This window comes from Streptomyces sp. NPDC001530 (assembly GCF_042894545.1).
GTDB lineage: Bacteria > Actinomycetota > Actinomycetes > Streptomycetales > Streptomycetaceae > Streptomyces.
Genome location: NZ_JBIAVS010000001.1, coordinates 640,955 through 653,607, shown reverse-complemented (window position 1 = coordinate 653,607; position 12,653 = coordinate 640,955). Strand labels below are relative to the sequence as shown.

Genomic DNA, 12,653 nt, shown 5'->3' with positions numbered 1-12,653 from the left:
TCGAACGGGCTCGGGCGGAAGATGCCCGGCACTGGCAGACCCACCGGCGGCCGATTTCTGCGGAAACACTCCGCAAGCGCCTGCATATCGGCGCCGCACGATCCCGCTCACTGGTCGCTGTCCTGCGCACAGGCAGCGTTCCGGAGGCCAGCAGTGGGCTCCGGGCTGTACTCCGCTAGGAGCGCCGAAAGTTGTGTGGAGACTGGAGCGGCGAAAGATGTCACTGGCGGGTTTGTTCTTCCAGGTTCATCCGCGTTCCCGAAGCAATGCGAAGGTACGGTGTCAGTCGGGTCGGATGGTTGCTGCGAGGAGTTTAGTAGCGGCTTAGTAACTCCTTAGTAGCTGTTGACCTGCAATTTAAGGCTGATGCAGGGATTGTCGAAGCCGTACGGGCCGACGCGGGACTGGTGTTAGAGGCCGTACCACCAGCAGGTTTTTCGTCTGCTGGTGGTACACGGTTGGGGGGCCGTTGACCAGCGGAAATAGCCGCAATCGAAGTGGGGAGCGGCTTGCCGGCCCGGGAATGGTCCGGTCTTGATCGGGGGCCGGAGCCGACGGATGCACTCCGCCCGTCCGGGGCGCGCATGTCCGACCTGGCCCGGAACTTCGTCGTGCTGGTGGTGCTGCTCCGGGCACACCGCGCCTGTTTGGCTACGTCTCGGACTGAACCCGGCGTACAGCCCGACTCGTCTGCCACCGAGGCTCTGACCTGGTCTTATGGCCTGGTCGGGGCCTTTTCCCGTGTTGGGACCCATCCCGCTTCTGCCTGGGAGTTCCCGGGAGTTCCCGCCGAAATGTGCACGCGTCGTGCACTGGGGCGGCCCCTCGGTGGTGGCCTCGATGGCTGAGGGCACCGAGACTTACCAGGGGTTCGCTGGGAGGCCTGGCCCCGACCTCGACGCTTGGATCCGGCCGCTATGCGCCCTCGTGGTTGCTGGGGTCGCCGCCTACGCCTCGTATGTGCATCAACGCCAATTCGCGCTGCAGGGCGGAGCCGATACGGTCAGCGCCTCGCTGTGGCCGCTGTCTGTCGACGGCCTCCTGCTCCTGGCAACGGTCGGCCTGCTGAAGCCCTTGGGTCCCCGTACGCGGCGTGCCCGTGGAGCAGTGTGGTCCGCCTTTCTCCTAGACGAATGAGTCCGATGTCGGGGCCGGTGCGCGAGCTTGAAGAGAGAGCGCTCAAGATCATGTTGTGACGCAAGACCTGAACGCCCTCTTGACCGCGCTGTACGTGAAGATCGACGACGAGATCGGAGGGACCCGGTGGATGGGACGGCCGCCGCTGCTGACCGACTCCGAGCTCGTCTGCCTTGCCGTGGCGCAAGCCCTGCTCGGCCACCGCTCCGAGGCGCGCTGGCTGCGCTTCGCCCGCAAGCACCTGACCGGCATGTTCCCCTACCTCCCTCAACAGTCGGGCTACAACAAGCGGCTGCGAGCGGCGCTGCCCCTGGTCAAGCGGATGATCCGGGAGCTGGCCATGGACAGCGACCTCTGGTTCGACAACCACTGGATCGTCGACTCCACGCCAGTGCCGTGCGGGATGTCCCGCCCGACGGTCCAACGTTCGGACCTCGCCGGGTGGGCCGGCTACGGCTACTGCGCCTCCCACTCGCGGTTCTTCTGGGGCCTGCGCCTCTATCTGGTCTGCACCCCGACCGGCATGCCCATCCTGTGGGCGCTGGCCAACCCGAAGATCGGCGAACGCGAAGTCCTGGCCCCGATGCTGGAGACCGACGCCGGCCTGGTCGCCGAACGCGAGGGCATCCTGCTCATCTCGGACAAGGGCTTCGCGGGCAAGGCGTTCGAGAAGGACCTCACCGGGCAAGGCATCGAGCTACTGCGGCCGTCCCGCAAGCGGGAGAAGGCCCGCTATGGCGAACCCATGCTCAAGAAGGTCCGCCAACTCATCGAATCGGTCAACGACACCCTCAAAGGCCAGCTCGACCTGGAACAACACGGCGGCCGGACCTTCGAGGGCGTCGCCATCCGGGTCGCCCAGCGCATCCTCGCGATGACCGCGGCGACCTGGCACAACCGCAAGACCAGCGCCCCGGTCACCCGATCCCTGATCGCGTACAACCACTGATCACCGTTGGCAAGCAGCGCCTTGAGAGCCTTGTACGCGGCCATGGTCTTCTCGAAGCGGTCCGGTGCAGGATCAGCAGGTCGATCTACTCGACGCCGAGTTTGCGGAAGACGCCGCGCCTCCGGGAGAGGCGGTGGCTCCGACGGCGGTGGTCAACGCTTTTCGCGTCGGCTGCGGATGCTCAGGGCGATGACGGAGACAAGGAACCACAAGGCACCGAAGGCTGAGTATCCGGCGACAGTGGAGAGGCTGCTCGTCGCCGAGGCGGACATGGCAGCGAAGGAGGCACCGGCGAGGACGGACAGTCCGCCGCTGATGACCATGGGCCACTGGGCACCGACGGTGCGTCGGCGCTGGATCGCCACGACGAGCTGGATCGCTCCGGAAAGGAGGGCCCAGATGCCGAACACGAGCAGGGCCGTCCCGATGGTGGAGAAGACGGCGATGATCATCCCGGCGGTGGTGGCGAGGCCGAGAGCCATGTTGGTGGTACCGAAGCGGTCCGTGGAGCCGGTGCCAGCCATGCGACGCTCGAGGAGCGTGGCGATGACGTCCCACAGGGGGTAGATGACGAGCAGCACGGCTGCGATCACTGTGGGCTTGTCCGTCGACACGAGCGAGGCGGAGGTCGTGACGACGAGTGCCACCCAGATCAGGGAGAAGGCGACTCGGATCAGGTAGAGCGATCGGAGCCCGGAGGGCGTCGTCGTGGTCGTGGTCGTGCTCGAAGTCACGGTGGTCTGAGTCATCAGGTGTCCCGTTTTGTGATCGTGATGGTGTGAGACGGTCGCCTCGATGAGGAGTCTCAGCGGCCTCGGGAGGGGCCGTGTACTTCGAACGAAGTAGTTCTGCCATCCACTTCGAATCGAATGAGTTCCATCGCCCGGACCGGGCTCGCCGTCTACATCATTCGAAGTACACGGCCGCAGCACACGTGGACGAGAATCAGGTCATGGCCAAAGCGCAGAACAATCAGGACGGGCCCGTGGCACCCCTGTGGGTCCGCCGCCCCGAGGCGCTACACCTCGTCGCCTATTCGGTGGCCGCGCTGGTGTTCACCGGCCAGATCGTGGCAGTGATCCTGCGAGGGACGGATGGGCCGACGGCCCTCTCCGTGCTCCTCGCCGGTGGCGGTGTCGCCCTCTCATGGTGGAGGCCGTGGGCAGGACTGGTCGTGACGAGCGCGGCGTCCTTCGCCGTCACAGCGGTGGGCCACGACCCCCTGTCGGTGTGGATGATGGCGGTGCTCGTGCTGTTCTCGGTCACCCTCAGGGGCAAGCAGCCGCTGGCCGGAACCGGCATCGTGGCGGCGTTCTTCCTGGGGGCGTTCATGACGCTGGGAGGATTCCGTGGCGGCGCGATCGTGGGAGCCGCCGCACTCTTCTCAGCCATAGCAGGCGGTGCGACAGGGGCCGCGCTGCACATCCATCGAGAGCACTGGCGCACCCTGGAGGAACGGGCCGAAAGCGCCATCGCCACCCGCGAGATCGAAGCCACCCGACGGGTGACCGAGGAACGACTCCGCATCGCCCGGGACTTCCACGACGTCATCGGCCACCAGGTCGCGATGCTGAGCCTGCATCTCGGTGCCGCGGAGATCGGACTGCCCGAAGACGCCGAGTCCTCCCGGCAGGCCCTCGTCTCAGCCAGGTCCAGCGCCCGCACCGTCGTCGTCGAAACGCAACGGATCCTCGCGCTCCTCCGCCTCGGAGACGACATCTCCAACGACGAGGCGCTCCGGCCGACCCCGGCGCTCAGCGGCCTGGAAGGCCTTATCGCCTCTTTCGAGAGCATCGGCCTCGACGTCCATCCCTCCATCGACATCCCCGCCGGTTTCGTGGAGCCCAGCGTCGGCGTAACGGTCTACCGGGTCGTTCAGGAAGCACTCACGAATGCCTACCGGCATGGAGAGGGGGCGGCAACGGTGGATGTGCGCGAGCGCGACGGCAGGATCTGCGTCACCGTGGAGAACCGCGTCGGTCACTCACTGCGCGGCTCCGGCTCAGGCAGCGGACTCGGACTCGTGGGGATGCGCGAACGCGTCGAATCCTCCAGCGGGCGGCTGACGATCGACAGTGACGACGGGCGATTCCGGGTCCATGCGGAGTTCAGCCCCCTGGGAGCCGTCCTCTGATGACGCGGATTCTGATCGTCGACGACCAGGACGAGATAAGGGCCGGCATCAAAGCGATGCTCCGGCTCGACCCAAGTCTCGTTGTTGCGGGTGATCTCTCCGATGGACTCCAGGTCGTCCCCTTCCTCCGGGACCACCCCGTCGACCTGGTCCTGATGGACATCCGGATGCCCGGCATCGACGGTGTCGAAGCCACCCGCCGGATCCGCAAAGAGCACCCACCCGAAAAGATGCGGGTGATCGTGCTGACCACTTTTGACCAGGACGACATCGTTCTCGCCGCCCTTCGCGCGGGCGCCAACGGTTTCCTGAGCAAGACCGTGAGCCCCGCTGAACTCGTCGCCGGAATCACCGAGGTCGTTGGCGGTGGCGGTGCGCTGTCGGCCGCCGCGACGGCCGCGCTCATCGGTCACATGACCGACAGTCCGCCCCCGGTGATCGACCAGGAACTGCTGCGACGCTTCGACGCTCTGACACCCAGGGAGCGGGACGTGGTCGTTCTCGTCGCGAGCGGTCTCGGCAACGACGAGATCGCGGCCCAGATGTCCGTGTCGCCGTTCACCGTGAAGACGCATGCGGTGCGGGCCATGACGAAGGTCGGCGCACGTGATCGAGCGCAACTCGTCTCGTTCGCCTTCCGGGCCGGCCTCTACCCCTGAGCCTGCCGAGCAGAACCCCGAAACAGGTGGCCGCCGTGGCGATGCCGAGCAGTCCGGCGGGCGGGACGGCGTGGGCACGTACCTGGAAGACCTCGCCGTCGCGCTGCGCGAGCGGCGTGCCTGGACCTGTACCTGTACCTGCGGAGCAGGGCTTGCGCCAGGGCAAGGCAGACGAGCTCGGAGTCGGTCAGCAGCGGCGGCCGTCCCATCCACCGGGTCCCTCCGATCTCGTCGTCGATCTTCACGTACAGCGCGGTCAAGAGGGCGTCCAGGTCTTGCGTCTCTTGAGCACCCTCTCTTCAAGCTCGCGCACCGGCCCCGACATCGGACTCATTCGTCTAGTGCTGTGACCGCATAGGTTCGCCGGGTCGGCGGTCGTGGCGGTTGCATGTGCGGTGACATCCGATCCGACCGCTGGAGGCGCGGTGGCCGAGCCCGTCCGTGTGCGCAGACTGACCGACCACGAGGGGCAGAAGCTGCAGCAGATCGTGCGCCGGGGCAGCACGAGTTCGGTGCGCTACCGGCGGGCGATGATGCTGCTGGCCTCCGCTGGAGGAAAACGGGTGCCGGTGATCGCACAGCTGGTGCAGGCCGACGAGGACACCGTCCGGGATGTGATCCACGCGTTCAACGAGAAGGGCCTGGCCTGCCTGGACCCTCGGTGGGCGGGAGGCCGTCCCCGCCAACTCAAGTCTGACGAAGAGGACTTCGTCGTCCAGACGGCCACCACCCGCCCGGTCAAGCTCGGCCAGCCTTTTACTCGCTGGTCACTGCGCAAGCTCGTCGCCTACCTGCGCAAAGTCCACGGCCGGGTGATTCGCATCGGCCGTGAGGCGTTACGGTGCCTGCTCGCCCGCCGCGGCGTCACCTTCCAGCGCACCAAGACCTGGAAGGAGTCCCCGGACCCCGAACGGGAGACGAAGCTGGACCGTATCGAGCACGTCCTGGACCGCTTCCCGGACCGGGTATTCGCCTTCGATGAGTTCGGCCCACTCGGGATCCGGCCCATCGGCGGCAGCTGCTGGGCCGAACAGACCCGGCCCGACCGGCTGCCGGCCACCTACCATCGCACCCACGGCGTCCGGTACTTCCATGGCTGCTACTCGGTGGGCGACGACCGTCTGTGGGGCGTGAACCGCCGCAAGAAGGGTGCCGGGAACACGCTGGCCGCGCTGAAATCGATCCGCGCCGCCCGGCCCGACGGCGCACCGATCTACGTGATCCTGGACAACCTGTCCGCCCACAAGGGCGCCGACATCCGCCGCTGGGCAAAGAAGCACAAGGTCGAGCTGTGCTTCACCCCGACCTACGCCTCCTGGGCGAACCCGATCGAGGCGCACTTCGGACCACTGCGGCAGTTCACCATCGCCAACTCCCACCACCCCAACCACACCGTCCAGACCAGGGCCCTGCACTCCTACCTCCGCTGGCGCAACGCCAATGCCCGCCACTGCGACGTCCTGGCCGCCGAACGCAAGGGACGCGCCCGCATCCGCAGCGAGAAAGGCACCCGATGGGGCGGACGCCCCCTCACAACCGCAGCCTGATCCAACCCGGCGAACCTACGCGGTCACAGCACTAGATCGCTGCCGTTGCGGCTCCGTAGGGCGACACGGCCGTCGGCCCACCGGCCGGCCAGGGCGCGGTAACCGTCCCACTTCTGTTATGCGCTGTTGAGCTGTCCACGGACTATCGTCCAGCGTCATGTCGATCACCGGTTGGCGAGCACGGGAGTTCAGCTCCCTGTTCGCCGATCTCGGTGAGGGGTTGGATGATCTGGGGGTGCCCGAGGGGCAGCCGTTCCTGATCAGTCCGGCGGGCGTGTACGACGTGGCGCTGAACCGGTATTTCTCGGTGTGGTCGGCGTCGTCGCCGTGGAACACACAGGCCGCGCACGCCCGGGATCTGCCTTCAGGGGGGCGGGGCGGACGTTCCCCGGACGACGAGACGGGGGGTGATGACTTGTTCCCCGGCGGGGATCTCCGCACCCTCCAGGCGTGCGACGGCCCGGCCGACGGCGAGCCCGGCGAGGCGTGCGATGTCCTGTCCGACGGTGGTGAGGTCGATGTGGGCCAGGCGGGCCAGATGGCTGTCGTCGAACCCGACGACGGAGATGTCGCCGGGGACCGCGACGCCGGAGCGGAGGAAGAGGTCGAGTACGCCGGTCGCGCAGCGGTCGTTGAAGGCCAGTACGGCGGTGGGGCGCGGGCGGGTGGCCGACAGGGTTCGGGCGGCCTCGGCGCCTTCCTCCTCAGTGAGACCGCCGGGGAGAATGCGGATGTGTTCCCCCAGGCCGTGGCGGTTCATGGCGGTGCGGTAGCCGCGGCGCCGGTCGGCTGCGCCCGGTGCCCGGCCGCCGTCGATGTGGGCGATGTCGCGGTGGCCCAGAGCGACGAGGTGGTCCACCGCCTGGCCGGCTCCCTCGTCGTCGGCGGTCCGTACGACCTCCAGGCCCGGGACGGACGGCCGCAGCCGGCGGGCCACGGAGACGACCGGCAGTTGCCCGGCGAGTTCCGCCAGCCGCGCGGCGGGGGCCTGCGGGCCGAGCAGGATCAGCGCCTCGCAGCGGTCGTCGAGCAGTGTCTCGACGGCGCGCTGCTCGCCGCGCCCGGCGGCCACGGCACTCAGCGCGATCTGGTACCCGGCCGGTTCGGCCGCCGCGTAGATGCCCTCCACCAGGTCGGAGTGGAACGGATGCTGGAGGCCGAACTGCACCCCGAGCAGATGGGAGCGGTGGCTGCGGAGCAGCCGGGCCCGGGCGTCGGGTCGGTAACCGATCTCCCGCGCGGCCTGAAGGACGCGCTCGCGGGTGGCCTCGCCGGCCCCTCTCGCGCCGCGCATCACGATGGAGACCAGCGCTGTGGACACCCCTGCCCGCGACGCCACGTCGGCGAGCGTCGGTCGCTTTCCGTTGGGGACCGCTGGGGTCGCCGGCAACCTGTCCTCCCTGGTCGGGGTCGTCTCCTACAGAGTCGACTATAGAACGTTCTAGCTTTCACACGCCACCGGAGCCTTGACAGGGGAGGGCGACAGCTGGCGTACTGCTGCTCCACGGAGTTCTAGAACGTTCTAGTTCCTTGAACGTTCTAGCCCGAAGTCGCGGAGAGAGGTACGTGGCGATGTACACACTGGCGGCCTGCGCCGAGATGGTCTTCCTGGAACTGCCGATCGACGAGCGGGCACGGCGCATCCACGACGCCGGTTTCCAGGTCGAGATCTGGGACTGGACCCGGCACGACCTTGCCGCTCTGGCCCGGACCCCGGCCAACTTCTCCTCCATGACCGGCTACATCCGCGGCAGTCTGACCGACGAGGAGGGCGCGGCCGAACTCCTGAGCACCGCCGAGGAGTCACTCAAGGCGGCCGAGCAACTGGGCTGCCCTCGCCTGAACCTGCACGGCACCGGACTGGACGGCCAGGGCCTGCCGGTGGTGCCGGTGACCGGTGAGGTCACCGGAGAGATGTGGATCGCCGCCCACCGCACGCTCACCCGCCTCGCCGAGCTGGGCGAGAGCGCCGGGGTCGTCTTCACCCTGGAGAACCTCAACACCGCCGTCGACCACCCCGGGGTGCCGTTCGCGACGGCCGCCGACACCCTGGCCCTGGTCGCGGCCGTGGACCGGCCCGGGCTGCGGATGAATCTGGACCTCTACCACGCCCAGATCGGCGAGGGGAATCTGATCGAGCTGGTCCGCAGGGCCCATGCCCTGGGCCTGATCGGCGAGATCCAGGTGGCCGACGTCCCCGGCCGCCGCGAACCAGGAACCGGGGAGATCAACTACCCCGCCGTCGCCCGCGCCCTGGCGGGCCTCGGCTACGAGGGCACGGTCGCGATGGAGGCGTGGGCCTCCAGCGACAGCGAGCTCGCTCTGGAGCGCTTCCGCTCCGCCTTCACCGTCTGACTGTCTCCACAGCCTGTACCTACCCTGACGACGACGTACGGAGCACCCGCATGACCACCCAGCAGCCTCTCGCCGTCGGCCTCCTCGGCGCCGGACGGATGGGTTCGTTCCACGCCGAGACCCTCGCCCACCGCCTCCCGGGCGTCCGGCTCGTCGCCATCGCCGACCCCACCCCGGGCGCCGCGCGGAGCCTGGGCGACCGGCTCGGCTGCGCCACCGCCTACACCGACATCGGTGAACTGCTCGCCGACCCGCACATCGACGCGGTGGTGATCGCCACCCCGGCCCGTACCCACGCCGACCTGGTCGAGGCGGCCGCCAAGGCGGGCAAGGCGGTCTACTGCGAGAAGCCGATGGCGGTCACCCTCGCCGAGGCCGACCGCGCCATCGCGGCCGCCGCGGATGCGGGCGTGCTCCTCCAGGTGGGCTTCAACCGCCGCTACGACGCGGGCTTCAGGGCCGCCCACGAGAAGATCGCCGCCGGCGCCATCGGCACACCGCAGCTGTTGCGCTCGCTCACCCGCGACCCCGCTCTGGCCGACCCGGCCCGCATACCGCCGTGGACGATCTTCCTGGAGACCCTCATCCATGACTTCGACGTCCTGCGCCACCTCAATCCCGGTGCCGAACCCGTCGAGGTCTTCGCCATGGCGGACGCCCTGATCCGCCCCGACTTCAAGGACCGCGGCCTGCTCGACACCGCCGTCGTCACCGTCCGCTTCGACAACGGCGCCCTCGCCACCGCCGAGGCCGGCTTCCAGGCCGTCTACGGCTACGACGTACGCGCCGAGATCCTCGGCTCGGCCGGGATGCTCACCATGGGCGACGTCCGCCGCACCCACCTGACCGCATACGGCCCGGACGGCGTCGCCGCCGAGTGCGTCACCTACGACCAGCACCTCTTCCACGACGCCTATGTGGCCGAACTCGCCGACTTCACCGACAGCGTCCGCACCGAGCGCACCCCCTCCGCCACCGGCGAGGACGCACGCGCTGCCCTGGCCATCGCCCTCGCCGCCGTCCAGTCCGTCACCACCGGCGGTCCCGTCCGCGTCGACAAGCTCCAAGACCTGTGAAGCACGGGTCTTCGGCCGCAGCGCGGACCCCGGCGCCGTGTGACAAGTACGGGGTGACGGCCAGGTCAGTCCAACATGCGACCCCCCCCGCTGCTCGAGTGCGGCGGGGGTGTCGGTGACTACTGAGCTTGAACTCGGGTTGTCGTAGCCGCTGACAGGACTTGATCCTCGCGGTACTCCGTTGTCATGAGGTACGCGCAGGGTGGCGGGCTGTCGGATGAACGCCGGCGGTTCCGCGAGGGCATCCGCATGATGGCCGCCGAGCGGTTCGCCGAGGGCGAGTCGAGTTCGGCGATCGCGAAGGAGTTACGGGTCAGCGTCCGCTCGGTCCAGCGGTGGCGGCGGTTATGGGACAAGGGCGGTCCGCGAGCCCTGCGGTCGGCGGGTTCAGCCTCGCCGCCTCGGTTGAGCGAGGCCCAGTTCGCCCAGCTGGAAGCGGAGTTGGCCAAGGGACCGGTCGCGCACGGCTGGCCGGATCAGCGGTGGACACTGTCGCGGGTCAAGACCGTGATCGGCCGTCGCTTCCACAAGAGCTACACCCTGCAAGGGGTGCGCAAGTTGCTGCTGCGGCACGGTTTCTCCTGCCAGGTGCCGGCCAGACGTGCTGTCGAGCGTGACGAGGAGCAGGCCACCGGCTGGGTGAAGGAGACCTGGCCGCAGGTGGAAGGACCGCGGCGGCGCTCGACGCCTGGATCGTCTTCGAGGACGAGTCCGGCTTCTCGATGACGCCGCCCATTGCCCGGACCTGGGCCCGGCGCGGACAGACGCCCGTGATCCGGGTCCGCGGCCGCTCCCGCCGCCGGATCTCGATCGCCGCCCTGGCCTGCTACAAGCCCGGCGAACGGTCGAGGCTGATCTACCGGCCCCGCCGCGACGACGGACGCCGTGACGGACGCAAAAGCTTCGCCTGGACCGACTACCGCGACCTACTGGTCGTCGCCCATGCCCAGCTCGGTGAGCCGATCGTGCTCGTCTGGGACAACTTGAACGTCCATCTCGCTTACGATATGCGGCAGTTCATCGCCCGACAGGACTGGCTGACCGTCTACCAGCTGCCCTCCTACGCGCCCGACCTCAACCCGGTCGAGGGCATCTGGTCGCTGCTGAGGCGAGGCTGGCTGTCCAACACAGCCTTCACCACCCCCGAGCACCTCATCCAGACCATCCGACACGGGATGAGAAAGATCCAGTACCGCCCCCACCTCATCGACGGATGCCTCGCCGGAACCGGACTATCCCTCACACCAACGACTTCATGAGTTCAAGCTCAGTAGTAGACGTCTGAAGAGGGATGAGCCGACGGACAGGGCAATGACGGAGGCGATCAGTCCACCGACACCGACGGGTGCGGCGATCTGTGCGAGTGGGCCAGCCGCCCTTCATGGTCCTGGCTTGGCCATGGACAACGGACAATGGCAAACCCTGTCCATAACTTCGGTTATGCGCTGTTGAGCTGTCCACGGACTATCGTCCAGCGTCATGTCGATCACCGGTTGGCGAGCACGGGAGTTCAGCTCCCTGTTCGCCGATCTCGGTGAGGGGTTGGATGATCTGGGGGTGCCCGAGGGGCAGCCGTTCCTGATCAGTCCGGCGGGCGTGTACGACGTGGCGCTGAACCGGTATTTCTCGGTGTGGCTGGCGTCGTCGCCGTGGAACACACAGGCCGCCCATGCCCGGGACCTGCGCACGTACTTCGACTTCCTGTGGTTCGCGCGAGGCAGGCGGGACTGGCATGATGCGCCCATGGACGACCGGGCGGCGTTCGAGTGGTGGGGCGGTCACCTACGACTGCCATGTCTTTGCCGGCAGCCCTACGAGCGCCCCGACCTGGCCGCCTGCGCCACGCACGACGCGGTAGGACGGCATCATCGCGTCGAAGGCGCCCTTGAACTGCTGAATCGACCCACAAAGCCCTGACCGCACCACACGGGCCTCGACCCGGAATCCTGGGGACAGGGACTGTGCGACGGGGACTCGACGCCACGTAGGCAGGCAATCTCCGGAATCCCAGCAGCACGCGGTGGCGGTAGCCCTCCGGCCGGCCGCCCCAGCCCTCCGCCCATGCCGGAATGGGCAGTAACGGCCGGATGACCTGCCACTTAGGGATTCGGGCCATGCCGCAGCCGAGGACTACCCGGATGGTCGCCTGGGCCTGAGGCTGGCCGCGCTTCAGCGAGGCAGCAGGACGTCGACCTGCCTGCGGATGTCCTGCACGATCTCCTCGACGCTCAAGGCGATGTTCACGCCTGCCGCCATGCTGAGGAACATCACGGCGGACACGATGTGTGCCAGCGTCGCGGCGTCGCCCTCTGCGACCCGCTCGTCTCGGCGCAGCACGGCGGCGACGGCCTCCTCGGTCTGCGCGACGATGGCGAGTGCCGCGCCGTGCCGGGGCTCCTCGGGGTCGCCGAAGACCATCTCTCGCAGGTAGGTGCGTCCGTTGTCGATCTGGATGCGGTTGCACTCGACGATCGGCCGGACGATCGCCAGCACCGCGTCCAGCACGCCTGGGACGGTCTCGGCGTCCGCCCGGCCCTGCTCAAGTGCTTCGACGTACTTGGCGTTCTGGACAAGGAGGAGGAGTTCGCCCTTGGTCTTGGCGTAAAGGAACAGGGTCCCGGTGCCGATGTCGGCCTGGTCGGCGATCTGCTGGGTCGTGACCTCATCGACGCCGTGTTCGGCGAACAGTTCACTGGCGGCAGCGACAATGCGGTCGAGTTTCTCCTGCTTGTTCCGCTCGCGCCGTCCGACCGACTGGGAGGCGACAGACATGGGTGGTGTCCTCGTGCGTTCTGT

Annotated in this window: 13 protein-coding genes; 10 read left to right on the top strand and 3 right to left on the bottom strand. The window is 68.1% G+C overall.

The annotated features are described in order from the left end of the window. Nucleotides 1-717: 717 nt before the first annotated feature. Both ACFY0T_RS02910 and ACFY0T_RS02905 read left to right on the top strand, forming a co-directional pair. Nucleotides 718-1,137: a DUF2637 domain-containing protein gene (locus ACFY0T_RS02910; protein ID WP_388864172.1), complete on the top strand. Its 420-nt coding sequence runs from the start codon at nt 718-720 to the stop codon at nt 1,135-1,137. A 55-nt stretch (nt 1,138-1,192) separates the two neighbouring features. Further along, a complete protein-coding gene (locus tag ACFY0T_RS02905; protein ID WP_388864171.1) occupies nt 1,193-2,086 on the top strand; it encodes an IS982 family transposase in 894 nt (297 codons plus the stop codon). Between the two features lie 152 nt (nt 2,087-2,238). On the opposite strand, the gene ACFY0T_RS02900 is transcribed toward ACFY0T_RS02905, so the two are convergent. Continuing rightward, complete coding sequence (locus ACFY0T_RS02900) at nt 2,239-2,835, bottom strand: DUF308 domain-containing protein (protein WP_388864169.1); 597 nt, start codon at nt 2,833-2,835, stop codon at nt 2,239-2,241. Between the two features lie 203 nt (nt 2,836-3,038). Here ACFY0T_RS02900 and ACFY0T_RS02895 point away from each other — a divergent pair, with 203 nt between their 5' ends. From ACFY0T_RS02895 to ACFY0T_RS02885, 3 genes are all read left to right on the top strand, one after another. Then, entirely contained in the window at nt 3,039-4,220 is a 1,182-nt protein-coding gene (locus ACFY0T_RS02895) for a sensor histidine kinase (RefSeq protein WP_388864167.1), read from the top strand. Continuing rightward, nucleotides 4,220-4,879 carry a response regulator gene (locus tag ACFY0T_RS02890; RefSeq protein ID WP_382046250.1) on the top strand — a complete coding sequence of 220 codons (660 nt, stop codon included), beginning with the start codon at nt 4,220-4,222 and terminating at the stop codon, nt 4,877-4,879. The genes ACFY0T_RS02895 and ACFY0T_RS02890 overlap by 1 nt, the downstream gene beginning before the upstream one ends. 425 nt (nt 4,880-5,304) lie before the next feature. Further along, the gene (locus tag ACFY0T_RS02885; protein WP_388864165.1) at nt 5,305-6,426 is read left to right on the top strand and encodes an IS630 family transposase; all 1,122 of its coding nucleotides are present in this window, start codon (nt 5,305-5,307) and stop codon (nt 6,424-6,426) included. A 364-nt stretch (nt 6,427-6,790) separates the two neighbouring features. Here the strand turns inward: ACFY0T_RS02885 and ACFY0T_RS02880 are convergent, their stop codons facing one another. Then, nucleotides 6,791-7,816: a LacI family DNA-binding transcriptional regulator gene (locus ACFY0T_RS02880; RefSeq protein ID WP_388864163.1), complete on the bottom strand. Its 1,026-nt coding sequence runs from the start codon at nt 7,814-7,816 to the stop codon at nt 6,791-6,793. A 182-nt stretch (nt 7,817-7,998) separates the two neighbouring features. Here ACFY0T_RS02880 and ACFY0T_RS02875 point away from each other — a divergent pair, with 182 nt between their 5' ends. The 5 genes from ACFY0T_RS02875 to ACFY0T_RS02855 all read left to right on the top strand — a co-directional run bounded on the left by ACFY0T_RS02875 (nt 7,999) and on the right by ACFY0T_RS02855 (nt 11,774). Continuing rightward, the gene (locus tag ACFY0T_RS02875; RefSeq protein ID WP_388864222.1) at nt 7,999-8,781 is read left to right on the top strand and encodes a TIM barrel protein; all 783 of its coding nucleotides are present in this window, start codon (nt 7,999-8,001) and stop codon (nt 8,779-8,781) included. Between the two features lie 50 nt (nt 8,782-8,831). Further along, nucleotides 8,832-9,857, top strand: coding sequence for a Gfo/Idh/MocA family oxidoreductase (locus tag ACFY0T_RS02870; protein WP_388864161.1), 1,026 nt, complete (start codon nt 8,832-8,834; stop codon nt 9,855-9,857). Between the two features lie 186 nt (nt 9,858-10,043). Further along, nucleotides 10,044-10,583, top strand: coding sequence for a winged helix-turn-helix domain-containing protein (locus ACFY0T_RS02865; protein WP_388864159.1), 540 nt, complete (start codon nt 10,044-10,046; stop codon nt 10,581-10,583). Beyond that, nucleotides 10,580-11,116 carry a transposase gene (locus ACFY0T_RS02860; RefSeq protein ID WP_388864157.1) on the top strand — a complete coding sequence of 179 codons (537 nt, stop codon included), beginning with the start codon at nt 10,580-10,582 and terminating at the stop codon, nt 11,114-11,116. The genes ACFY0T_RS02865 and ACFY0T_RS02860 overlap by 4 nt, the downstream gene beginning before the upstream one ends. Before the next feature lie 220 nt (nt 11,117-11,336). Further along, nucleotides 11,337-11,774 carry a hypothetical protein gene (locus ACFY0T_RS02855; RefSeq protein ID WP_388864155.1) on the top strand — a complete coding sequence of 146 codons (438 nt, stop codon included), beginning with the start codon at nt 11,337-11,339 and terminating at the stop codon, nt 11,772-11,774. Between the two features lie 252 nt (nt 11,775-12,026). On the opposite strand, the gene ACFY0T_RS02850 is transcribed toward ACFY0T_RS02855, so the two are convergent. After that, a complete protein-coding gene (locus ACFY0T_RS02850; protein WP_388864153.1) occupies nt 12,027-12,629 on the bottom strand; it encodes a TetR/AcrR family transcriptional regulator in 603 nt (200 codons plus the stop codon). Between the last annotated feature and the right edge of the window lie 24 nt (nt 12,630-12,653).